At 65.2% G+C, this 22,665-nt stretch carries 19 protein-coding genes; 5 read left to right on the top strand and 14 right to left on the bottom strand.

Translation table 11 applies throughout. The features are described from left to right. Positions 1–68 precede the first annotated feature (68 nt). Genes AB6804_RS03020 through ribBA form a run of 4 tightly spaced genes read right to left on the bottom strand, consistent with a single transcriptional unit; the run spans position 69 to position 3,409 of the window. Complete coding sequence (locus AB6804_RS03020; RefSeq protein ID WP_244793137.1) at positions 69–1,262, bottom strand: pyridoxal phosphate-dependent aminotransferase; 1,194 nt, start codon at positions 1,260–1,262, stop codon at positions 69–71. Further along, on the bottom strand, positions 1,259–1,687 hold the full coding sequence (gene nusB, locus AB6804_RS03015) for a transcription antitermination factor NusB (RefSeq protein ID WP_035960659.1): 429 nt from the start codon (positions 1,685–1,687) through the stop codon (positions 1,259–1,261). The genes AB6804_RS03020 and nusB overlap by 4 nt, the downstream gene beginning before the upstream one ends. Further along, entirely contained in the window at positions 1,684–2,199 is a 516-nt protein-coding gene (gene ribH / locus AB6804_RS03010; protein ID WP_244793135.1) for a 6,7-dimethyl-8-ribityllumazine synthase, read from the bottom strand. The genes nusB and ribH overlap by 4 nt, the downstream gene beginning before the upstream one ends. Positions 2,200–2,233: 34 nt before the next feature. After that, positions 2,234–3,409: a bifunctional 3,4-dihydroxy-2-butanone-4-phosphate synthase/GTP cyclohydrolase II gene (gene ribBA, locus AB6804_RS03005; RefSeq protein ID WP_370885165.1), complete on the bottom strand. Its 1,176-nt coding sequence runs from the start codon at positions 3,407–3,409 to the stop codon at positions 2,234–2,236. 368 nt (positions 3,410–3,777) lie between these two features. Between ribBA and AB6804_RS03000 the strand changes: the two genes are divergently transcribed. Next, positions 3,778–4,191: a hypothetical protein gene (locus AB6804_RS03000; RefSeq protein ID WP_370885164.1), complete on the top strand. Its 414-nt coding sequence runs from the start codon at positions 3,778–3,780 to the stop codon at positions 4,189–4,191. Between the two features lie 122 nt (positions 4,192–4,313). Here AB6804_RS03000 and AB6804_RS02995 read toward each other — a convergent pair whose 3' ends face one another. The 4 genes from AB6804_RS02995 to AB6804_RS02980 form a co-directional block, all read right to left on the bottom strand. Continuing rightward, positions 4,314–4,928, bottom strand: coding sequence for a riboflavin synthase (locus tag AB6804_RS02995; protein ID WP_244793133.1), 615 nt, complete (start codon positions 4,926–4,928; stop codon positions 4,314–4,316). A 27-nt stretch (positions 4,929–4,955) separates the two neighbouring features. Continuing rightward, a complete protein-coding gene (gene ribD / locus AB6804_RS02990) occupies positions 4,956–6,077 on the bottom strand; it encodes a bifunctional diaminohydroxyphosphoribosylaminopyrimidine deaminase/5-amino-6-(5-phosphoribosylamino)uracil reductase RibD (RefSeq protein ID WP_370885163.1) in 1,122 nt (373 codons plus the stop codon). Between the two features lie 22 nt (positions 6,078–6,099). After that, entirely contained in the window at positions 6,100–7,383 is a 1,284-nt protein-coding gene (gene hemL / locus AB6804_RS02985; protein WP_370885162.1) for a glutamate-1-semialdehyde 2,1-aminomutase, read from the bottom strand. A gap of 148 nt (positions 7,384–7,531) precedes the next feature. Beyond that, entirely contained in the window at positions 7,532–8,017 is a 486-nt protein-coding gene (locus tag AB6804_RS02980) for a hypothetical protein (protein WP_370885161.1), read from the bottom strand. A gap of 105 nt (positions 8,018–8,122) precedes the next feature. On the opposite strand from AB6804_RS02980, the gene AB6804_RS02975 reads away from it, so the two are divergent. Further along, the gene (locus AB6804_RS02975; protein ID WP_370885160.1) at positions 8,123–9,334 is read left to right on the top strand and encodes a Bcr/CflA family multidrug efflux MFS transporter; all 1,212 of its coding nucleotides are present in this window, start codon (positions 8,123–8,125) and stop codon (positions 9,332–9,334) included. 420 nt (positions 9,335–9,754) lie between these two features. On the opposite strand, the gene AB6804_RS02970 is transcribed toward AB6804_RS02975, so the two are convergent. From AB6804_RS02970 to AB6804_RS02950, 5 genes are all read right to left on the bottom strand, one after another. Beyond that, positions 9,755–11,887 (bottom strand): prolyl oligopeptidase family protein, encoded by a 2,133-nt coding sequence (locus AB6804_RS02970; RefSeq protein ID WP_370885159.1) that lies wholly within the window; start codon positions 11,885–11,887, stop codon positions 9,755–9,757. A 134-nt stretch (positions 11,888–12,021) separates the two neighbouring features. Then, complete coding sequence (locus AB6804_RS02965) at positions 12,022–13,140, bottom strand: ABC transporter ATP-binding protein (protein ID WP_370885158.1); 1,119 nt, start codon at positions 13,138–13,140, stop codon at positions 12,022–12,024. A 52-nt stretch (positions 13,141–13,192) separates the two neighbouring features. Beyond that, positions 13,193–14,050: a carbohydrate ABC transporter permease gene (locus AB6804_RS02960; RefSeq protein ID WP_035960679.1), complete on the bottom strand. Its 858-nt coding sequence runs from the start codon at positions 14,048–14,050 to the stop codon at positions 13,193–13,195. Beyond that, positions 14,040–14,981 (bottom strand): carbohydrate ABC transporter permease, encoded by a 942-nt coding sequence (locus AB6804_RS02955; RefSeq protein WP_035960680.1) that lies wholly within the window; start codon positions 14,979–14,981, stop codon positions 14,040–14,042. The genes AB6804_RS02960 and AB6804_RS02955 overlap by 11 nt, the downstream gene beginning before the upstream one ends. 202 nt (positions 14,982–15,183) lie before the next feature. Next, positions 15,184–16,437: an ABC transporter substrate-binding protein gene (locus AB6804_RS02950; RefSeq protein WP_035960681.1), complete on the bottom strand. Its 1,254-nt coding sequence runs from the start codon at positions 16,435–16,437 to the stop codon at positions 15,184–15,186. Between the two features lie 597 nt (positions 16,438–17,034). On the opposite strand from AB6804_RS02950, the gene zwf reads away from it, so the two are divergent. The 3 genes from zwf to AB6804_RS02935 all read left to right on the top strand — a co-directional run bounded on the left by zwf (position 17,035) and on the right by AB6804_RS02935 (position 21,244). Further along, entirely contained in the window at positions 17,035–18,495 is a 1,461-nt protein-coding gene (gene zwf, locus AB6804_RS02945; protein WP_370885157.1) for a glucose-6-phosphate dehydrogenase, read from the top strand. 129 nt (positions 18,496–18,624) lie between these two features. After that, on the top strand, positions 18,625–19,347 hold the full coding sequence (gene pgl / locus AB6804_RS02940; RefSeq protein WP_370885156.1) for a 6-phosphogluconolactonase: 723 nt from the start codon (positions 18,625–18,627) through the stop codon (positions 19,345–19,347). Then, positions 19,328–21,244, top strand: a complete 1,917-nt coding sequence (locus tag AB6804_RS02935) for a bifunctional transcriptional regulator/glucokinase (RefSeq protein WP_370885155.1) — start codon at positions 19,328–19,330, stop codon at positions 21,242–21,244. Before pgl ends, AB6804_RS02935 begins: the two co-directional genes overlap by 20 nt. A 130-nt stretch (positions 21,245–21,374) precedes the next feature. On the opposite strand, the gene AB6804_RS02930 is transcribed toward AB6804_RS02935, so the two are convergent. Then, positions 21,375–22,496, bottom strand: a complete 1,122-nt coding sequence (locus AB6804_RS02930) for a porin (protein WP_370885154.1) — start codon at positions 22,494–22,496, stop codon at positions 21,375–21,377. Positions 22,497–22,665 lie beyond the last annotated feature (169 nt).

Here is a 22,665-nt window from a genome sequence, read left to right as displayed (position 1 = left end):
TCGTATCAGTCAGAACGAAGAAAGGGCGCCCGAGGGCGCCCTTTTTCATGGTCCCGCGACAGCCGCCATCAGCGTCTGAACAAGTCGCCGAGCCGCGCCACGGCTTCTTCGAGCTTCGCATACGCCGTCGCATACGACAGCCGGATGTAGCGTTCCGGCGCATGAACGCCGAAATCCGCGCCCGGCACGAGCACGACGCCCGCGTCGTGCAGCATCGACCGGGTGAGGGCTCCGCTGTCGCCGGCGGCGGGGTGATGCACGCCGTTGGTGTCGGCATAGACGTAGAACGCGCCGTCGGGCACCACCGGGACGCCGAAGCCGAGCGAGCGCAACGCCGGCACGATGTAGTCGCGCCGCCGCTTGAACTCGAGCCGCCGCGCCTCGTAGATCGCGATCGTCTCCGGCTCGAAGCACGCGAGCGCGGCATGCTGCGCCAGCGCCGACGCGCAGATGAACAGGTTCTGGGAGAGCTTCTCGACGGCGCCGATCATTGCGTGCGGCACGACGAGCCAGCCGAGCCGCCAGCCCGTCATGCTGAAGTACTTGGAAAAGCTGTTGACGGTGACGACGTCATCGCCGAACGAGAGCGCCGACACCGGTTTCGCGTCGTAGCTCAGGCCCTGATAGATCTCGTCGACGATCGTGAAGCCGCCGCGTTCGCGCACTGTATCGACAATACGGCTCAGTTCGCCCGGCTCGATCGACGTCCCGGTCGGATTCGACGGCGACGCCAGCAGCACGCCGCGCGTCCTGTCGCTCCAGTTCGCCCGAACCTGCTCGGCCGTCAACTGGAAGCGCTCGGCCGGGCCGCTCGGGATCAGCACCGGCTTGCCATCCGCCGCCGACACGAAATGGCGGTTGCACGGATAGCAGGGATCGGGCATCAGCACTTCGTCGCCGTGATCGACGAGCGCCATGCACGCGAGCAGCAGCGCCGCCGACGCGCCCGCCGTCACCACGATGCGCGCCGGATCGACCGTCAGGCCGAACGCATCGCGATAATGCGCGGCGATGGCTTCCCGCAGCGCCGTGACGCCGAGCGCGTTCGTGTACTGCGTGACGCCGCGGTGCAGCGCATCGGCGGCGGCCCGCGTGACGGGTTCGGGCGCCGTGAAATCCGGCTCGCCGATGCCCATATGGATGATGTCGCGCCCGGTGCGTTCCAGCGCCTGCGCGTCCTTCATCAGTTCCATTACGTAGAACGGCTCGATCGCGTCGACGCGCGACGCGAGCCGCACGAGCGGCTCGGACACGTTGTTCATCGGCGCGCCTGCGCTTCGGCCGGGCGCATCGCGACGGCGAGCTTGTCCAGCACGCCGTTCACGTACTTATAGCCGTCCGAGCCGCCGAAGGTCTTCGTCAGTTCGACCGCCTCGTTGATCACCACGCGATACGGAATGTCGATGTGATGCTTGAACTCGAAGGCGGCGACGAGCAGCACTGCGCGCTCCACCGGCGACAACTGTTCGATCGGCCGGTCGAGACACGGCTGCAACTGCGCGGAGAGCGCGTCGGCTTCCTTGATCACGCCGTGCAGGATGGCGTCCAGGTGCGCGTGGTCAGCCTTGTCGAAGCCCTGCGCGTTGCGCAACTGCGCGTCGATTTCGCCGCCGGGCGCGCCCGACAGCAGCCATTGGTAAAGCCCTTGCGTCGCGAGTTCACGCGAGCGGCGTCGTGCGCTCTTCATGCGCGGTCCTCGTCTTCGTCTTCATCTTCGTCGTCTTCATCGTCGCCGCCGAGCTGTTCGAGCGCGACCGACAGATTCGCCATCTCGACCGCGACGCGCGCCGCATCGCGGCCTTTTTCGGTCATGCGGGCGACGGCTTGCTCGTCGTCTTCGGTCGTCAGCACGGCGTTCGCCACCGGAATGCCGAAGTCGAGTGCGATGCGCGAAATGCCCGAGCCGCTTTCGTTCGATACGAGCTCGAAGTGATATGTCTCGCCGCGCACGACTGCGCCGAGCGCGATCAGCGCGTCGAACTGGCCGGATTCAGCGAGCTTTTGCAGCGCGAGCGGGATTTCGAGCGCGCCGGGAACGGTGACGAGCAGCACGTCCTGGCCGATCACGCCGAGGCGTTCGAGTTCTTCGATGCACGCATCGGCGAGGCCGTTGCACACGGGTTCGTTGAATCGCGACTGGACGATGCCGATGCGCAGGCCGTCGCCGTCGAGATTCGGCTGATATTGTCCGATTTCCATGTAGAGATCCGTTGGTTTGGAATAGGGTGGGCGTTCAGGCCGAGCGAAGATGCGGGACAGCCGCGTCGGCTGCACCGGCGGCGTTCGCTGCCGTGGCGGGCGATCCGGGCATCGGAACGAAACCCGTTACTTCGAGCCCGTAACCCGACATGCTGCCGAGCTTGCGCGGCGTCGCGAGCACCTGCATCTTGCCGACGCCCAGGTCGCGCAGAATCTGCGCGCCGATGCCGTAGGTCTTGAAGTCGATCGGCCGGCGCGCCTGCTTCGCGGCCTTGTCGCTCTCGTCGAGCGCGCGGAAGGCGTCGACGAGATGATCTTTCGTGTCGCCGCAATTCAGCATGACGATCGCGCCCAGATCGCGGGCGGCGATTTCGCGCATCGCGGCGTCGATGGTCCACGAGTGCGTGGACGCGTCGATTTCGAGCAGGTCGAGCACGGACAGCGGTTCGTGCACGCGCACGGGCGTTTCCGTATCGGGCGACGGCGTGCCGCGCACCAGCGCAATATGCGGCGAACCGCTCGGCTCGTCGCGATACAGCACGGCGCGGAACGGGCCGTGCGCGGTCTGCATCGTGCGCTCGCTGACTCTCTCGATGATCGATTCGGTGCGGCTGCGATAGTGGATCAGGTCCGCGATGGTGCCGATCTTGATGCCGTGCTGTTCGCCAAATTCGATCAGATCGGGCAGACGCGCCATTTCGCCGTCGTCGCGAATGACTTCGCAGATGACCGACGCCGGCGACAAGCCCGCGAGCGACGCGAGATCGCAGCCCGCTTCCGTGTGTCCGGCGCGAACGAGCACGCCGCCGGGCTGCGCCATGATCGGGAACACGTGACCCGGCTGAACGATGTGATCGGCGCGGGCATCCGGCGCGCAGGCTGCTGCGATCGTGCGCGCCCGGTCGGCTGCCGAAATGCCGGTGGTCACGCCTTCGGCGGCTTCGATGCTGACCGTGAAAGCGGTGCCGTATTGGGTGCCGTTGCGCTGCGTCATCAGCGGCAGGTTCAGTTGCTTGCAGCGTTCCTGCGTGAGCGTCAGGCAGATGAGGCCGCGGCCGTAGCGGGCCATGAAATTGATGGCTTCGGGCGTGATGAAGTCGGCGGCCACGATCAGATCGCCTTCGTTCTCGCGGTCTTCTTCGTCGACGAGGATCACCATGCGCCCGGCTTTCAGCTCGGCGATGATTTCTGGAGTGGAGGCGATCGACATGGTGCGTCCCGATGGGTGCGTTTGGGAAAGGGCGTATTTTACGCCACGGTCGATGGACAGGCGGTGAAATCGCGGCGGGCGGGGTGGGCGAGTTGGCTTATGACGGTTGGCCGACTGTTGCGCTGGCGGGATGTTTGCGACGATCCGAATTCCTGCCGATTTCGAAGCGTGCGCACAGTACACACTGCCGAGCGGGAATGGCTTTCACGCAGACGAAGTCATCTCGCTTGCGCAGGCGCGAGGAACTGTCGGAACTCATCGATGAAGTGCGGAAGGGCGCGGACGAGGTCATCGGGAAGAACGCGGGGTGAGTCGCGCGCTGATTAGCACCGAAAAGCTGGAAGAGCACCACCGGGCGGAGCGGGCGCGTGTTCATTCGCTATTGTCACGGGGACGCTGAGAAGGCCGGTGGCAGGGTGGAAAACGCATCCAAGACGCCGGTAAATTGCCCGGACGTCTGCGTGCACGACGCGAAGCGCGCGAGAAAAACCGGCCGCAGAGGAAACGCGCGGACGACGAATGATGCACTCAAGCGCGCGACTGTCCGAATCTTGTTGGCATTCAAGGTCGGATTCGCGAATCCCGAGCGTGGCTGGCGGCAAAACCAGCCGCGCAGCATTGAGCGCATGGGCGACGCATTCGCCGCGAAAGCCTGGCCTCCGCTCCAGCGATTTCCGGCGATTGTTGCCGCCTGTTCCAGAACACTGCTCGCACACGTAGGACGCTTTGCGGGCGTACGACGAACTGAGCGAAGAAACGGAACGCGCGACGCGGCGGATTGAACGGCGCAAGCTCGTGATCGTGACTACGTGCGCTCTATCGACTCTTGAGCGACGGTGCTGCTCGCGTCGATCCGGTACACCAAAGAAATCCGCAACTCCAAACGCCGAGGAACCCGCCGCCGTCACGCCCCGCTCATCATCCGCTCGACATACCGCGCGATCAGATCGATTTCCAGATTGACCTTCGCTCCGGCGTGCAGCGCCTTGAGCGTGGTGACCTCCACGGTATGCGGGATCAGGTTGATCGAGAACTCGCAGCCGTCTGCCTGATCGCTGACCGAGTTGACCGTGAGACTGACGCCGTTCACCGTCACCGAGCCCTTATAGGCCAGATACTTGCCGATGTCCTTCGGCGCGACGACGCGCAACTCGTGCGATTCGCCCACACGCTCGAAGCGCGACACGACACCGAGCCCGTCGACGTGACCGGACACAAGATGTCCGCCGAGCCGGTCATGCGCGCGCAACGCCTTCTCCAGATTCACTTCCGCGCCGGCGTTCCCGAGCCCAACGGTCTTGTTCAGACTTTCACGCGACACATCGACGTCGAACGAATCCGGCGCTTTCTCGATCACCGTCATGCATGCGCCCTGAATGGCGATGCTGTCGCCCAGCTCGACGTCCGCGAGATCGAGCCCGCCCGCAGCGACCGTCAGGCGGACGCCCGCTTCCGGCTCCGTTCCGAGCGGCGTGACTTTCTCGATGCGGCCCACCGCCGAGACGATTCCTGTAAACATGAAGTGCGTTCCTTTGTTCGGTCAGATTCAGCGCGTTTCGCTCGCGGCATGCGCCCCGGCGAACCGCGCGAGAATGCGCAGATCATCGCCGAGCCGGTCGATGCGATGAAACTTCAGATGCGGCCGCGCATCTAGCGTGTCGGGCGGCGCAAAGTCGAACATGCCGGGCGCGCTGCCGAGCAGGCTCGGCGCGAGATAGATCAGCAGTTCGTCGACGCAGCCCTCGCGCAGCAGCGAGCCGTTCAGCTTGTGCCCCGCTTCCACATGCAACTCGTTGATGCCGCGATCGGCGAGCGCGGTGAGCATCGCGGGAAGATCGACCTTGCCGTGCTCGTTCGACAATTCGGTAAGTTCCGCGCCTCGCTCGCGCAGCGCATCGGCGCGGGCGGGATCGGCATCGGCGGCATGGAAGATCCACGGCGGCGCGCCTTCGAGGATGCGCGCCTCGAGCGGCACGTCGAGCCGGCTGTCGATCAGGACGCGCTGCGGCTGGCGCGGCGTGTCGACCGCGCGCACGGTGAGTTGCGGATCGTCCTCGCGCACCGTGCCGATGCCCGTCAGGATCGCGCAGGCGCGGGCACGCCAGGCGTGGCCATCGGCGCGTGCGTCCTCGCCCGTGATCCACTGGCTTTCACCCGATGGCAGACCGGTGCGCCCGTCGAGCGTCGCCGCAACCTTCATGCGCACCCACGGACGGCGCCGCGTCATCCGCGAGACGAAGCCGATGTTCATCTCGTAGGCCTCGTTGGCGAGCAGCCCGCAGCGCACGTCGATGCCCGCGTCGCGCAACATCGTGAGACCGCGTCCGGAGACGGCCGGGTTCGGATCTTCCATCGCGGCGATCACTTTCTCGACGCGCGCGTCGATCAGCGCATGCGCGCACGGGGGCGTGCGGCCGAAATGGCTGCACGGTTCGAGCGTCACGTAGGCGGTTGCGCCGCGCGGGTCCTTGCCGCGCGAGCGGGCGTCTTTCAGCGCGCGCACTTCGGCGTGATCCTGGCCGGCCGGCTGCGTGAAGCCCATGCCGATCACTTCGCCGTTCTTGACGAGCACGCAGCCGACGCGCGGATTCGGCGTCGTCGTGTACATGCCGCGCGACGCGAGCGCGAGCGCGCGCTCCATGTAGGTGAAGTCGGATTGCGAGAACATCGCGCCGGTCCGTGCGGCGGGGCTAGGCCGCGACCGACGCGAACGCGCCGCTCGCGGCGTCGATCGTCGCGGCGATCACGGCGTCGTCGTGGGCGCTCGACACGAAGCCCGCTTCGAACGCGGACGGCGCAAAGTACACGCCGGCATCGAGCATCGCGTGGAAGAACGCGTTGAAGCGCTTCGTGTCGCCGTGCGCGATCTCCGCGAAGCTGCCCGGCACCGTGTCCATGAAGTAGAGGCCGAACATGCCGCCGATCGAATCGGCGGAGAAGGGCACGTTCGCGTTGCGCGCGGCGGCGACGAGGCCGTCGACGAGCTTGCGCGTCTGTTTCGCGAGGTCGTCGTAGAAGCCGGGGCGCTGGATCAGCTGCAGCGTCTTGAGGCCAGCCGCCACGGCGATCGGGTTGCCCGACAGCGTGCCCGCCTGATAGACGCCGCCCAGCGGCGCGAGATGGGCCATGATGTCGCGCCGCCCGCCGAAGGCCGCCGCCGGCATGCCGCCGCCGATGACCTTGCCGAGGCACGTGAGGTCAGGCTGGATGCCGTAGACCTGCTGCGCACCGCCGAGCGCGACGCGAAAGCCGCACATCACTTCGTCGAAGATCAGCACTGCGCCGTACTCATTGCAGCGCTCGCGCAGCGCGTTCAGGAACTCGGGCGTCGCGCGCACCAGGTTCATGTTCCCCGCGACCGGCTCGACGATGACCGACGCGATCTCCGCGCCGAACGCAGCGAACGCTTCGTTGAGCTGCTCGACGTTGTTGTATTCGAGCACCGTCGTGTGCTTCGCGATGTCGGCCGGCACGCCGGCCGAAGTCGGATTGCCAAACGTCAGCAGGCCCGAGCCGGCCTTCACGAGCAGGCTGTCCGCGTGGCCGTGATAGCAACCCTCGAACTTGACGATGCGGCTGCGGTTCGTAAAACCGCGCGCAAGGCGCAGCGCGCTCATCGTCGCTTCGGTGCCGGAAGACACCATCCGCACCTGTTCGATCGACGGCACCAGCTTGCAGATCTCCTCCGCAATCTCGATTTCCGCCTCGGTCGGCGCGCCGAACGAGAAGCCGTCGGCGAGCACGCGCTGCACCGCTTCGAGCACTTCGGGATGAACGTGGCCGAGAATCATCGGGCCCCAGGAGCCGATGTAGTCGATATAGCGCTTGCCATCCGCGTCCCAGAAATACGGGCCCTGCGCACGCTCGATGAAGCGCGGCGTGCCGCCGACCGACCGGAACGCCCGCACCGGCGAATTGACGCCGCCGGGGATGGTTAGCTGGGCCCGTTCGAAGAGAGCTTGATTCTTGGACATGGATGAAGGCCTGCTGAAAGTGGATGCGAGCCGCGCGGAACCGGGCGTTCGCCCGTGGCCGATGCCCTGCGTCCGGCGCGACAATTGTTGCTGAAATTGTACCGGAGTCGTTGCAAGCGGGCGGGGTCGGGCGTGGGGGCGGCGGCCGTCATCGGCCCGCATCGCCGGAGGGAAGAGGTGCCGCATGAGGACGCCCGCGCCGTCCCGTGCGCGCGCTCCAGAGCTTTTCGAGCGCGCCTTCGGCCATCGGCTTGATGAGGGTGCCTGAACTTTGCGCATCCCACGTCTGCACGGAGAAGGGATGAGCGCGCAACTCGTCGCGCGTGACGACGACATGCTCGCGCGCATCGACGAGCCAGTCGTACACGAAGTCGATGCACAGCCGGTAGCCGCGCTTCGACTGCGCATCGGGGACTTCATAAGGCGCGCGCGTCACATAGCCGGACGCGAACACGCCCTTCGGCTCCTGCGCCACGCGATGCACGAACACGCGGTCGCCCGGCAGGAGGCCGCGTGCGGTGCCGCAGCCCCAGACATCGGCGACCGCTTCGCCCGCTGCGACGCGGCGAGCGACATCGGGCAACTCGGGCCACGGCCATTTGCGCGGGCTCCAGATCAGAAGAAAGGCGGTCATGCGCCGAGCTTAACGCAACGCCGAAAAAGAGGGTCGCGTACAATGGGCCGCTCGCCTTCGAGGCTGAAAGGCCACGAAGCGCTTCGTCCTTTTCCAGCGCACCCGATGTCAGACACCACTCGTCGCCGGCCCGATCGCCGGCTGATTCTGTTGCTCGGCGCGCTTGCAGCGTGCGGCCCGCTGTCCATCGACATGTACCTGCCGAGCCTGCCGTCGCTCGCCGCCGCGTTCGGCACGAGCCCGGCCGCCGCGCAAACCACGCTGACGAGCTTCATGTTCGGCTTCTCGTTCGGCATGCTGCTCTATGGTCCGCTGTCCGATGCCTATGGCCGGCGGCCCGTTCTGCTCGGCGGGATCGCGCTTTACGCGCTGGCAAGCGTCGGCTGTGCGGCGGCATTCTCCATCGACGCGCTCGTCTTCGTGCGCTTCCTGCAGGCGCTCGGTGCAGGCGCGGCGTCGGTGCTGGCGCGCGCCATCGCCCGTGACGCGCATCAGCCGACCGATGCCGCCCGCGTGCTGTCGATGCTCTCCATCGTCACGTCGATCGGACCGCTGCTCGCGCCGCTCATCGGCGGGCAATTGCTGCTGCTCGGCGGCTGGCGCGTCGTGTTTGTCGCGTTGACGCTGTTCGGCGCGGTGTGCGCCGTGACCGCGTTCCTGCGCGTGCCCGAAACCTGGCCGAAGGAAAAGCGGGCGAACGCGGCGCTCGGCAAGTCGTTCGCGGCCTACGGGCATCTGCTGACCGATCCCGTCACCTGGGGCCATGTGCTGTGCGGCGGCATGGCGTTCGCGTCGATGTTCGCGTATATCACCGCGACGCCGTTCGTCTATATCGATTACTTTCACGTGAAGCCGCAGCATTATGGGCTGCTGTTCGGGCTGAATATCGTCGGCATCATCGCCGGCAATGTGCTGAATACGAAGCTCGTCGGGCGCGTCGGTCCGATCAGGATGATTTCGGGCGCGGCGATCGTCAGCGTCGCGGCGGCGCTCGTGGTGGCGCTCGTCGCGCTGACGGGCTGGGGCGGGCTGTGGTCGATCGTCGCGAGCCTGTTTTTCGTGGTCGGCGTGGTGGGTCTGCTATCGGCGAACTGCACGACTGAACTCATGCATCGCTATCCGCGCAACGCGGGCGCGGCGGCGGCCGTTTTCGGCGCGATGCAGCTCGCGCTCGGCGCGCTGGCGAGTCTCGCGGTCGGCCTCTTCCACGATGTCTCGCCGCATGGCATGGGCATCGTCATCGGCGTGTGCGGCGTGCTCACGTTCGCGGGGCGCACGCTCGTGATGCGCTCGCACGCCGCGCCGGTACGCGTCTGACAATCGTTGCGACGCGCGCGGGCGAAAAAACCTCGCGCGATGCGAGGTCGAAGAGGTCAGGGCGTCGCATGCGGTCTAAATCCAGTCATTCATCCGGCTCAGAGGTGAATCCTCGGTCGCTTCGGTGCGGGCAATGGGCGTCTCTTCCTGTATTGGATCGGTACTTGCTAGGTCAGAGGTGTTTCCGACCGGTTTGCTTCGGTCGAATAAGTCAGTACTTCGTATCACTCCCGGCTGGACGAACTGGTGCTGTACACGTACCGGTTCACTGGCTCGCCGCTTTTTTGGGAAGGCGACTCGCCGATGCAGCGAGGAGTGTATGAACCATAAGCCGCCTGCCCGGCCGCCTATATTGAACGATTTCGAATCGCAAGGATTCGACGCTACTCGCGAGCGATACCGTTGTTTCGTCGACGTAACTCAATTCCGAGACGGCAACGGCCCGATCGCCGACGCGAGAAAAGCGAACGCCGCCGCCTCGGCCTGCGCGACCGCTTCAGGCTCGACGCCCGCGCCGTGTCCGCCTTCACCTGTTTCCTGATACCAGACGCGTTCGTGTCCCTGCGCCTGCATCTTCGCCGCCATCTTGCGGGCGTGGCCGGGATGCACGCGGTCATCGCTTTTCGATGACGTGAAGAGCGCCGGCGGATACCCCGCATCCGCGCTGACGTTGTGATACGGCGAATACGCGACGAGATGACGGAGGTCGGCGGCATCGTCGGGATCGCCGTACTCGTCGATCCACGATGCGCCCTGAAGCAGCGTATGAAAGCGCGTCATGTCGAGCAGCGGCACTTCCGACAGCACCGCGCCGAAGCATTCCGGGCGCTGCACCATGCAGACGCCCGTCAGCAGCCCGCCGTTGCTCGCGCCGCGTATGCCAAGCTGTTTCGCGCTCGTGAAGCCGCTCTCGACGAGCGCCTGCGCGACCGCGATGAAATCGTCGAACGACACCTGCCGGTTCTCGCGCAGCGCAGCCTGATGCCATTGCGGGCCGAACTCGCCGCCGCCGCGGATATTTGCCACCGCGTACAGGCCGCCGCGTTCCAGCCACGCGATGCCTGTCGTCGCGTCGTAGCTCGGATCGAGCGCGACTTCGAAGCCGCCGTAACCGTAAAGCAAGCAGGGGCGCGGCTGCGATGACCGTTCTCCGTCGACATCGCGGCCGATCAGCCAGTACGGAATGCGCTCGCCGTCGGGCGCGATCGCGTGACGGCGCACGGCCGACAGCCCGGACGCGTCGAATTGCGCGGGCAGGCGCGCGAGCAGCGTCCACGGCGCATCGGTGGCGAGGTCGGCGTGATAGAGCGACGGCGGCGTCAGAAAATGCTCGACGTGGATCAGTACCGTGTCGTCCTGCTCGCTATCGATGGAATCGACATACGACTGGCTCGCCTCCGGCAACGCGAATTCGCGCGGTGCCCATTCCGCGCCCGGCGCGGCATCGGCGGGCGGGCGCCAGAGCGTGACGCGCGGAGCGCCGTCGTCCATCTGCGAGGCGATCAGCCAGTGCTTCGTGAAGTCGATGCCCGCCAGCACGCGCCGCGCGCCCGGCACGAAAAGCGCGGTGAAGTCGCGCGCACCGTCGAGAAACGCATCGCGCCGGATGACGAGCAGCGAACCCGCCGCGTGCCGCCGTCCGCCCGTCGTCCACATCTTGCGCGGCGTGACGAACAGCCAGCCCTCCCAATGCTCGATTTCCGCGTGCGCCGGGAGGTCGTACTGACGCCATTCGTTCGCGCTTTCGTCGAGCCAGTAATGCAGCGTGTCCCAGAACGTGACGGCGCGCGAGGCGAGATGCAGCTTCTCGAGCGGATCGTAGTCCGCGCCCGCCGATACGTCGCGCCGCTTGCCTTCGAACACGACCGGCGCATCGGCGAGCGGCGTGCCACGCGCCCAGCGCCGCGCCTGACGCGGAAAGCCGGACGTGGTCAGCACGGGGCGCGCGTTCGTCCGGCTGTCGTCCCAGCCGACGTAGACCGTATCGCGATCGATCCACGATACATCGTGCTTGCCGACATCCGGCAGCACGAAGCCATCGTCGATGAAGCGGCGCGCGGCGATATCGAATTCCCGCACGATGCACGCGTCCGAGCCGCCCGGCGACAGGCTCACGAGCGCGCGATCGTAGGTCGGGTAGAGCATGTCGAAATCGGCGAGCGCCCAGCGCGTGCCGTCGGCTTCGTTCGTGTTGAGATCGAGCGCGTCGACATCCAGCACGATGTCCCAGTCGGGCGTCCCGGCGAGCCACGCGCTCCACGGCGTGCGGCGCACGATGCCGAGCGGATGCGCGTCGTCCTGCCACGTGTTGTAGGCCCAGTCGCCGTAGCGAGAGCAGGTCACGATCCGGTCCTGCGAGGTGTACGCCGCTTCGAGCCGCGCGGCCAGGGCGCGCGCTTCGGGCGTTTCGCCGAAGGCGGCTTCGGTGCGGCGGTTCTGGGCGTCGATCCAGTCCTGCACGGCGGGATCGTCGAGCGATTCGAGGCCGATGAAAGGATCGGGGCCGTCGGAAAGCGGCCAGGCGAGAGCGGGATACGTGGGAAGCAAGGTCATGAACGATGGCTGCGCGTGGAGCTTCAGGCGAATGTCGAAGCGGTGATTGTGCCGCACGCGGCGAAAAACCGACGCGCAAAGAAAAAGCCGCGCGATGAGCGCGGCTTCGAAAGCGATGCGGTTAGCGCGAACGTTCAGGCCAGACGCTCTTCCGTCTGCGGGTCGAACAGCACGGCCTTCGAGACGTCGAACAGCAGCGTCGTGTTCGACATCGGCTGCGGGTTCGACGCCGGGTGCACGCGCGACACGATGCGCTTGCCGTTCACCTGCGCGAACACCAGCGTGTCCGGGCCGGTCGGCTCGATGACGTCCACCCGCACGTCGATCGGTTGCAGGGCCGCGTCCGACACGTCGTGGGCGCTGCGCGCATCGGTGATGCGTTCCGGACGCAGGCCGAGCACCACGTCCTGGCCGATCTTGCCGCGCAGGCGCGATGCATCGAACGGCAGGTTCAGCACTTTCTGCGTGACGCCCGTATCGATCTGCAGGCCGACGCCCGAGCCGGACTCGACCAGCTTGCCGGTGATGAAGTTCATCGGCGGCGCGCCGATGAAGCCCGCGACGAACAGGTTCGACGGCGAATCGTAGATTTCCTGCGGCGCGCCGAACTGCTGCACGACGCCATCCTTCATCACGGCGATGCGGTCGCCGAGCGTCATCGCTTCGATCTGGTCGTGCGTCACGTACACGATGGTCGTGCCGAGACGCTGATGCAGCAGCTTGATTTCCGAACGCATCTCGATGCGCAGTTTCGCGTCGAGGTTCGAGAGCGGTTCGTCGAACAGGAACATGACGGGATCGCGGGCGAGCGCGCGGCCCATCGCGACGCGCTGACGCTGGCCGCCCGACAACTGGCCGGGCTTGCGGTCGAGCAAATGGCCGATCTGCAGCGTCTCGGACACGCGATCGACGATCTTCTTCTGCTCGTCCTTCGGCACCTTGCGGATGTTGAGGCCGAACGAGATGTTGTCGCGCACGCTCATGGAAGGGTAGAGCGCGTACGACTGGAACACCATCGCGATGTCGCGGTCCTTCGGCGAGAGGTTGTTGACCGTCTTGCCGTCGATCATGATGTCGCCCTTGGTCACGGTCTCGAGACCGGCGATCATGTTGAGCAGCGTGGACTTGCCGCAGCCCGAGCCGCCGACGAGGATCAGGAACTGACCGTCCTCGATGTCGATATTGACGCCCTTGAGAACCGGCACCCCGTTCGGGTAGGTCTTGTACACGTCACGGATGGAAAGGCTTGCCATGCTTGAATCCTCTATGTTGTCTGTTCAGCAGGGGACGCGCGCCGCTGCGCGCTCAACCCTTCACCGCGCCCGCCGTCAGGCCGCGCACGAAATAACGTCCCGCGATCATGTAGACGAGAATCGTCGGCAACGCCGCGATGATCGCGCCCGCCATGTCGACGTTGTATTCCTTCACACCCGTCGACGTATTGACGAGGTTGTTCAGCGCGACCGTGATCGGCATCGAATCGACGCCCGAAAACACGATGCCGAACAGGAAGTCGTTCCAGATCTGCGTGAACTGCCAGATCAGGCAGACCATGAAAATCGGCAGCGAGACGGGCAGCAGGATCTTCGTGAAGATGGTGAAGAAGCCCGCGCCGTCGATGCGCGCCGCCTTCACGAGTTCCGCCGGAATGCTCACGTAGAAGTTGCGGAAGAACATCGTCGTGAACGCGATGCCGTAGATCACGTGCACGAGCACGAGACCGCTCGTCGTGTTCGACAGGCCGAGGAAGCCCTGCAGACGCGCCATCGGCAGCAGAATGGCCTGGAACGGGATGAAGCAGCCGACGAGCAGCATCGTGAAGAACGCATCCGCGCCGCGAAAGCGCCAGTGCGTGAGCACATAGCCGTTGAACGCGCCGACGATCGACGAGATCAGCACGGCCGGAATCACCATGCGCACCGAGTTCATGAAGAACGGCTGCATGCCGTCGCAACGCACGCCGGTACACGCTTCCTGCCACGCCTTCACCCACGGCGCGAACGTGAAGTGCGTGGGCGGCGTGAGCAGGTTGCCCGTGCGAAGCTGGTCGAGATCCTTGAACGACGTGGACAGCATCACGTAGATCGGGAACAGGAAGTAAAGCGCGAACAATATGAGCACCGCGTAAATGACGGCGCGGCTGATCGTCATCTTAGGCTGCATTGCGGGTGCTCCTCGATTCAAGATACATCAGCGGCACGAGCACCGCGACGACGGTGGCGAGCATCATCATCGACGAAGCGGCGCCCACGCCCAGTTGTCCCCGGTTGAACGAGAACGTGTACATGAAGATGGCCGGCAGCGACGACGAGGTGCCCGGCCCGCCCGCCGTCAGCGCGACGACGAGGTCGAACGTCTTGATCGTGATGTGGCAGAGAATCAGCAGCACGGAGAAGAAAACCGGCCGCATGCTCGGAATCACGATCTTGCGATAGATGGTCGGCAGCGTCGCGCCATCCACTTGCGCAGCCTTGAAGATTTCGCTGTCGACGCCGCGCAGGCCCGCAAGGAAGAGCGCCATCACGAAGCCGGTCGATTGCCAGACCGCCGCGATCACGACGCAGAAAATGGCCTTGTCGGGATCGTTGAGCCAGTTGAACGAGAAGCTCGTCCAGCCCCAGTCGTGGAACACCTTTTCGATGCCGAGGCCGGGATTGAGAATCCACTGCCACGCGGTGCCGGTCACGATGAACGAGAGCGCCATCGGATAGAGAAAGATCGCGCGCAGTGCGCCTTCGTTGCGGATCCTCTGATCGAGCAGGATCGCGAGGAACAGGCCGAGGCCCACGCAGATGCCGATGAACGGAATGCCGAACCAGCCGAGATTGGCGGCGGAAGTCCACCAGACATCGTTGTCGAACAGTTGTCGATAGCGGTCGAGGCCCGAGAACTCGTAGCGGGGCATCAGGCGCGAATTCGTCAGCGACAGATAGCCCGTGATGAGGATGAAGCCGTACACGAACACGAGCGCGATCAGGATGCTGGGAGCGAGCACCAGCTTGGGAATCCAGCGATCGGCGAGCGCCGCCGTGGGCGAGGCGCGGCGAGGCTGGTGCGGACTCTTTTCCGCGGTACCGCTGAGGGAGGCAGTCACAACTCGACTCCTGGAAGATGCGCCGGCGCTTGTTGGCGCTCTTGCGCGCTGATGAACACTGACTCGCGCGCTTGTGGCGACAGGTGGTGCTTTCGGATTGGGCTGGCTTGGAGCGTCAAGGGACGCTCGATGCGGCGTATCGCCGGTCGGGCGGCGCACGGCGATGATCCGCCGCGCGCCGCCCGTCCTTCAGGCTTCGTGCTTACTTCGTCTTGGCGGCGTTCGCGAGCGCAGCGACGGCGCTCTTGGAATCCTGCGACGAATTCATGAACTTCGTCACGACGTCGGTCATCGCGCCAGCGGTCGCGTCGCCCTGAGCCATGCCGTGAGCGAGCGACGGAACATAGCCGCCCGATTTGATCGCCGTCTGTTCATCAGAGTAGGACTTCTTCGCGCAGTCGTCGAACTTGTCCATCTTCACGCCCAGACGAACCGGGATCGAGCCTTTGTTCAGGCTGAACTGCTCCTGGAATTCCGGCGACATGATGGTCTTTGCGAGCGCGAGCTGGCCCGGCGTGGCGGCCTTCTGGCCCTTCTGCTGGAAGAACACGAACGAGTCGACGTTGAACGTGTACGACTTCTCCGTGCCCGGCACCGCGGCGCAGATGTAGTCCGTGCCGGCCTTCTTGTTCGCGCCGGCGAATTCGCCCTTCGCCCAGTCGCCCATGAACTGCATGCCGGCCTTGCCGTTGATGACCATGGCGGTAGCAAGGTTCCAGTCACGGCCGGTGCGGCCGTTGTCGAAGTAACCCTGGATCTTGCGGACCGTGTCGAACACCTGAACCATCTTGTCCGAGGTCAGCGTCTTCTGGTCGAGGTCGACGATTGCCTTCTTGTAGAAGTCCGCGCCCTCCGACAGCACGACGTCTTCCCACAGCGTCAGGTCTTGCCACGGCTGACCGCCCATCGCGACCGGCTGGATGCCCGCGGCCTTCATCTTGTCGGCCACCTGGAAGAACTCGGCCCAGGTCGTCGGCACCTTGCCGCCTGCCTTGTCGAGCGCGGCCTTGTTGATGTACAGCCAGTTCACGCGATGCACCGAGAACGGCGCCGCGACGTATTTGCCGTCCGCGTGGATGATCTTGTCGATTTCAGGCGGCAGGTTCTTCTTCCAGTCGCCGGCGACGGAATCGATCGGCACGAGCACGCCTTGCTCCGCCCATTCCTGGATCAGCGGACCCTTGATCTGGGCCGCCGTCGGCGCATTGCCCGAGATGACCTGCGTCTTCAGCGCGGTCATTGCAGCAGCGCCTGCGCCGCCTGCGACGGCGAAGTCCTTCCAGGTGTAACCCTGCTTGGTCATGTCGTCCTTGAGCACGCCGACCGCCTTCGATTCACCGCCCGAGGTCCACCAGTGCAGCACGGACACGGCTTCGGCAGCCTGCACCGCCGACGCCGTCGCGCCGCACAGAAGACCTGCGGCGCAGAGCGCGCCCATGAGCTTACGGACTTTCATTGTTTATCTCCTCCAGACACCTGAACAAAAAACGATTGGCCCCTGATGTCGCCAGAAGCGTCGAAAAAAGAAGGGTGAAACGGGTGCAGCGGTGGCCGGGGAATCGGCGGTGTCGGCGGGAAAGCGTGCGGCGCGCATGATGATTCGCGCACGCGCGGGCAGGGCCGGCAGACCGATGTTCGGCCGCACGGCTCTCAAGGAATGAGTGAGTTGGATCGCAACGACTGTCTCCTCTCGACCGAAGCCGGCGGTTTCGCGCCTGTTCCGGTCCCATGCAAAGTAATTGCTTTTGGTTTTTGCCGGCGCCAACGGCCGCGATGCATTGCGGGCGAAGGCGTACAGGCGCGAGGCTGATTTGCACGCGAAGCCCGAAGGTGCTTGAAAGCAGCGATGTCCGGACTCCGTTAACATGCGTTCAGAACAATGTCCTAGGGAAAACACTCAGCTTCTGATTGACAAGCCATTTTTTTCCCGGATGACATTTCCTCTTGATTTGGATTGTAGTTAAACTACAATTCAGTGTCAAAAAAAATTTTGTCGAACTACGCTAGCTCTCTGTTCGACGTCCCACCGACTACACACGCGGCCTGGAGACTCATGCAAACCGACTCGAATTTCATCTTCGTGCTGTTCGGCGGGACCGGCGACCTGTCGATGCGCAAGATTCTTCCCGCGCTGTTCGAGGCCCATCGCGCGGGCATGCTGGCGCCTTCGGGCAAGATCGTCGCGGTCGCGCGGGGCGAACAGGCGCCGGGCGAATACCTCGCGTGGGTCGAAGAGCACGTGAAACCGCACGTGTCGAAGAAGGGCCTCGACGAATCGGCGTGGCGCAGCTTTCTCGAGCGCATTCAATACGTGCAGCTCGACCTGGGCCGCGCCGAAGACTTCGTCGTGCTGCGCGACGCGCTGTCCCAGCATGACGGTACGCGCGTCTTCTATCTGGCGACCGGGCCGTCGCTCTTCGTGCCCATCTGCCGGGCGCTGGCGCAAGTGGGGCTGAACGAGAACGCGCGCATCGTGCTCGAAAAGCCGCTCGGTTATGACCTGGAATCGTCGAACGCCATCAACGACGCCGTCGGCGAGATCTTCCAGGAAGAGCAGATCTACCGGATCGACCATTACCTCGGCAAGGAGCCGGTGCAGAACCTGCTCGCGCTGCGCTTCGGCAATGCGCTGTTCGAGCCGCTATGGCGGCGCGAATGGGTCGAGAGCATTCAGATCACCATCGCCGAGGAACTGGGCGTCGAAGCGCGCGGCGACTTCTACGACAACACCGGCGCGCTGCGCGACATGGTGCAGAACCACTTGCTGCAACTGCTTTCCATCGTGACGATGGAACCGCCGCACTCGATGGATTCCGACTCCGTGCGCGACGAAAAGCTGCGCGTGCTGCGCGCGCTGAAGCCCATCGACGAGCGCGACATCAGCCGCGTCGCGGTGCGCGGTCAGTATCATGCGGGCGTGATTCGCGGCGCAGCGGTGCCGGCGTATGTCACCGAGCCGGGCGTGCGTCCGGACAGCAACACCGAAACCTTCGTCGCGCTGAAGGTCGAAATCGAAAACTGGCGGTGGGCCGGCGTGCCGTTCTTCCTGCGCACCGGCAAGCGGCTCGCCGACCGGGTCGCGGAGATCGTCGTCAATTTCCGGCCGGTGCCGCACTCGGCGCTCGGTGCGAACGCGTTGCGCGCCGGCGCGAACCGGCTCGTGATCCGCTTGCAGCCGAACGAAACCATTCGCCTGTATTGCCTCGCCAAACAGCCGGGCGAGGGCATGAATCTCGCAAGCGTCCATCTGGACCTCGCGTTCGACCAGTTTTTCAAGGAAGGGCAGATGGAGGCGTATCAGCGGCTCTTGCTGGACGTGATCCGCGGCCGGCTGGCCCTCTTCGTGCGGCGCGACGAGCAGGAAGCCGCGTGGCGCTGGGTGGAACCGATCCTCAACGCATGGGCCACGTCTACCAACAAGCCGAAGCCCTATGCGGCGGGCACGTGGGGGCCGGCGGCGTCGAGCGCCATGCTCGCGCAACACGGCACGTGCTGGCTGGAAGAAGAGAATTAAGGGCGTCGCGCCGACGGTCTCCCACAGAGGGACGCGGCGCGAACGTCAGCACCCACACCGCTTCGCGGACCGTTCGCGGCTTCGCGGCAAAAGCGGGTCGATAAACCAGACAAGCAGGATGGAGGAGCAGTGATCGAGCTTCGCACTTTCGACGACCCGCGCGCCCACTCGGACGCGCTGGCGAAAGCCGTCAGCGACGCGCTTGCCGCGTCGCTCGCGGCACGAGGCGCCGCATCGGCGGATGCCAGCGCGCAGCCCAACGGACAGCCGGCGCACGCCACGCTCGCGGTATCGGGCGGCACGAGTCCGCGCCCGTTCTTGCAGACGCTGTCGCAAGAGCCGCTCGACTGGGCCCATATCGACGTCACGCTCGTCGACGATCGCTGGGTGCCCGAATCGGATCCTGCGAGCAACGCGCAGCTCGTGCGCGGGACGCTGCTGCAGAACGCTGCGGCGGCGGCGTACTTCCTGCCGCTCGTCGATACCTCGGCCACGCTGGAAGCGCACGTCGCGGCCTTGAACGCCGACCCGCGCCGCCGCCTGCCCGATGTCGCCGTGCTCGGCATGGGCGAGGACGGCCATACGGCGTCCATCTTCGCGGATGCGCCCGAATGGGACTTCGCGATTTCCACGCAGGACCGCTTCGTCGCCGTGCATCCGGGCAGCGCGCCGCATGCGCGCGTGAGCCTGTCGATGTCCGCGCTGAAACAGGTCAGCCAGCTTTTTCTCTTCATCTCCGGCCAGAAGAAGCTCGACGTACTCAATGCGGCGCTCGCCGCCCGCCAAAAGAACGCCATCTCGACGCTGGCCAACGATGAAGGAGTGAAGCTCGATGTCTACTGGTGTGCATAAGGTCGCGCAGGCCGCGAGCCACGCCGATGGACCGAGGCTGCTCGCCGACATCGGCGGCACCAACGCGCGCTTCGCGCTGGAGACGGCGCCGGGAGAAATCGCGCAAATCCGCGTTTATCCGGGCGCCGATTACCCCGGCATCGCGGAGGTGATGCAGCAGTATCTGAAGGACACGAAGGTCGGCCGCGTGAACCATGCGGCCATCGCGATCGCGAATCCGGTGGACGGCGATCACGTGAAAATGACCAATCACGACTGGAGCTTCTCGATCGAAGCGACGCGCCGCGCGCTCGGCTTCGATACGCTGCTCGTCGTCAACGACTTCACCGCCTTGGCGATGGCGCTGCCCGGCCTCACCGATGCGCAGCGCGTGCAGATCGGCGGCGGCGCGCGCCGGCAGAACAGCGTGATCGGCTTGCTCGGCCCCGGCACCGGCCTCGGCGTGTCGGGCCTCATTCCCGCCGCCGACCGCTGGATTGCGCTCGGCAGCGAAGGCGGCCATGCGACGTTCTCGCCGTTCGACGAAGACGAAGACCTGGTCATGCGATACGCGCGCCGCAAGTGGCCGCATGTGTCGTTCGAACGCGTATGCGCGGGTCCGGGCCTCGAGCTGATTTATCGCGCGTTTGCGGAACGCGACGGCGTTGCGGTCGCGGACGATTTCAGCAGCGCCGACGTCACCCGCCGCGCCCACGAAGGCGAAGCGCTCGCGCTTCAGGCGGTGAACTGCTTCTGCGGCATCCTCGGCACGTTCTCGGGAAATATCGCGGTGACGCTGGGCGCGCTGGGCGGCATTTATATCGGCGGCGGCGTGGTGCTGAAGCTGGGCGAGCTGTTCCACGCGTCGCCTTTTCGCGAACGATTCGAGGCGAAAGGGCGCTTCCAGCAATATCTGTCCGGCATCCCGACTTACGTCATCACCGCTGAGTATCCCGCGTTTCTGGGCGTGTCCGCGATTCTCGCGGAGCAACTGTCGAATCGCGCGAATAGCGGCTCGTCGGCGGTGTTCGAGCGCATCCGCCAGATGCGCGACGCGCTCACGCCCGCCGAGCGGCGCGTGGCGGACCTCGCGCTGAATCATCCGCGTTCGATCATCAACGATCCGATCATCGACATCGCGCGCAAGGCCGACGTGAGCCAGCCGACCGTGATCCGCTTCTGCCGCTCGCTCGGCTGCCAGGGTCTGTCCGACTTCAAGCTCAAGCTCGCGACGGGCCTGACAGGGACCATTCCCGTCAGCCACAGCCAGGTGCATCTCGGCGACACCGCCACCGATTTCGGCGCGAAGGTGCTCGACAACACCGTGTCCGCCATCCTGCAGCTGCGCGAGCATCTCAACTTCGACAACGTCGAGCGCGCGATCGACATTCTCAACGGCGCGCGTCGCATCGAGTTTTACGGGCTCGGGAATTCCAACATCGTCGCGCAGGACGCGCACTACAAGTTCTTCCGCTTCGGCATCCCGACGATCGCTTACGGCGATCTCTACATGCAGGCGGCGTCGGCGGCGCTGCTCGGCAAGGGCGATGTGATCGTCGCCGTGTCGAAGTCGGGCCGCGCGCCCGAACTGTTGCGCGTGCTCGAAGTGGCGATGCAGCAGGGCGCGACCGTGATCGCGATCACATCGAGCAACACGCCGCTCGCCAAGCGCGCGACCGTGGCGCTGGAGACCGATCACATCGAGATCCGCGAATCACAACTGTCGATGATCTCGCGCATCCTGCATCTCGTCATCATCGACATTCTCGCGGTCGGCGTGGCGATCCGGCGTGCCGCGCCGAAGCCGGGGGCGACGCTCAGCGAGACGGTCGCGAAGGCGCGTCAATCGGGCGACGATGACGCCGCCGCGGTGCTCGACTGGCTCAGCCACGGCGCGTCGGGCGTGGCGAGGGATTAACGTCCGGTTGGCTTGCGTGCAATGAAGAAGGGGCCGCCGATGTGAATCGGCAGCCCCTTTTCTTATGCGTGTCGCTGAACAAACGGTACGGCATCCGAAAAGATGCCGCGCCGTCAAGCCCGAACGCCGCTCAGAACGAGTGCTGGATGCCCGCGTACACGCCCGTCTGGCTGCGGCCAGGGAACGGATTGTCGGTCGCCGGACCCGTGCCGACGCCGTTGGCGTTCAGGCCATAGTTCGCCGTCTTGCTGTTTTGCACCGTCGCGACCTGGAGGTCGAACAGCGTGCGCTTCGACAGGTTGTACGAGCCGCCGAGCGTGTACATCGTCGCATTGCCCGCGCCGTTGTTGCCGTTCACATGGTAGACCGCAGCCGTCAGCGCGGCTGCCGGCGTGGCTTGCCACGTCACGCCGCCCCATTCGTGATCGAGCGTGGTCGGCTGGCCGGGCAGCTGGCCCGTCATGCCGGAAGAACGGACGGCCTGATAGCCGGCTTGCAGCTTGAACTGGCCGAGGAACACGTTGGCCATCGCCGAATATTCGCGGGAGTAGTCGTAGACGCCGTTGTTGCCGTTGTAATCGCCGCCGAGCGTGCCGTTGCCCGGATTGCGGATTTCATCGTACATGCCGCGAAGCTGGAAGTAGGGCGACGTGTACGTGACGTACGCGCCGGCTTCGCGGCCCTGCGGCGTCGTGCCGTTGCCGTTCCAGCTCGTCGCGTTGGACAGCGCATATTGGCCGTAGAAGTCGAAGCCCGCGAACTTCGGCGACTGATACGAGATGTTGTTGCTCGATTGCGGCCAGTTGCGGCTACGCACCAGCGATGCCGACGACCAGTTCGACTGACCAAACGGATCGAAGTCCCACACGCCGTTCGACACGAACAGTTCGCGGCCGAGCAGGACCGTGCCGAGGCGATCGCTTGCGAGACCGACCGTCGCCCAGCGATTGAAAATGCGGTTGTTGTCCGGACCCTGGCCGTTCATCGTGTTGAAGCTGCCTTCGAGCTGGAACACGGCGCGGTAGCCGCCGCCCAGGTCTTCAGCGCCCTTCAGACCCCACAGGCTGGTGCCCCAGTCGCCACTTTCCGCGCGGATGCGGCTCGCGGTTGCGTTCGCCGGGTTGCCGGTCGGCACGCCGTTCATGTATTCGAGACCCGCGTCGAGCCGGCCGTACAGCGTCACGCTGCTCTGGGCATGCGCCGCGGCGCCGAACGTCAACAGCGCTGCCGCTGCAAGCAAAGCCTTTTTCATATCTCCTCCAACTCCATCAAAGTGAACTCACTACTGCTGCACGGTTCGATGCCATTGCATCGACCGGAACTCGTTCGACGGGAAGCCCGCGCTGTGCAAAAGCAAGCGGATACGGCCCGTTTTTGGACGGAATTCTGAAGGAAAACTACTTTTTGGAAGGGGTCGAATC

Source organism: Caballeronia sp. RCC_10, assembly GCF_041360715.1.
Classification (GTDB): domain Bacteria; phylum Pseudomonadota; class Gammaproteobacteria; order Burkholderiales; family Burkholderiaceae; genus Caballeronia; species Caballeronia grimmiae.
This window is presented reverse-complemented; position numbering and strand designations above follow the sequence as displayed.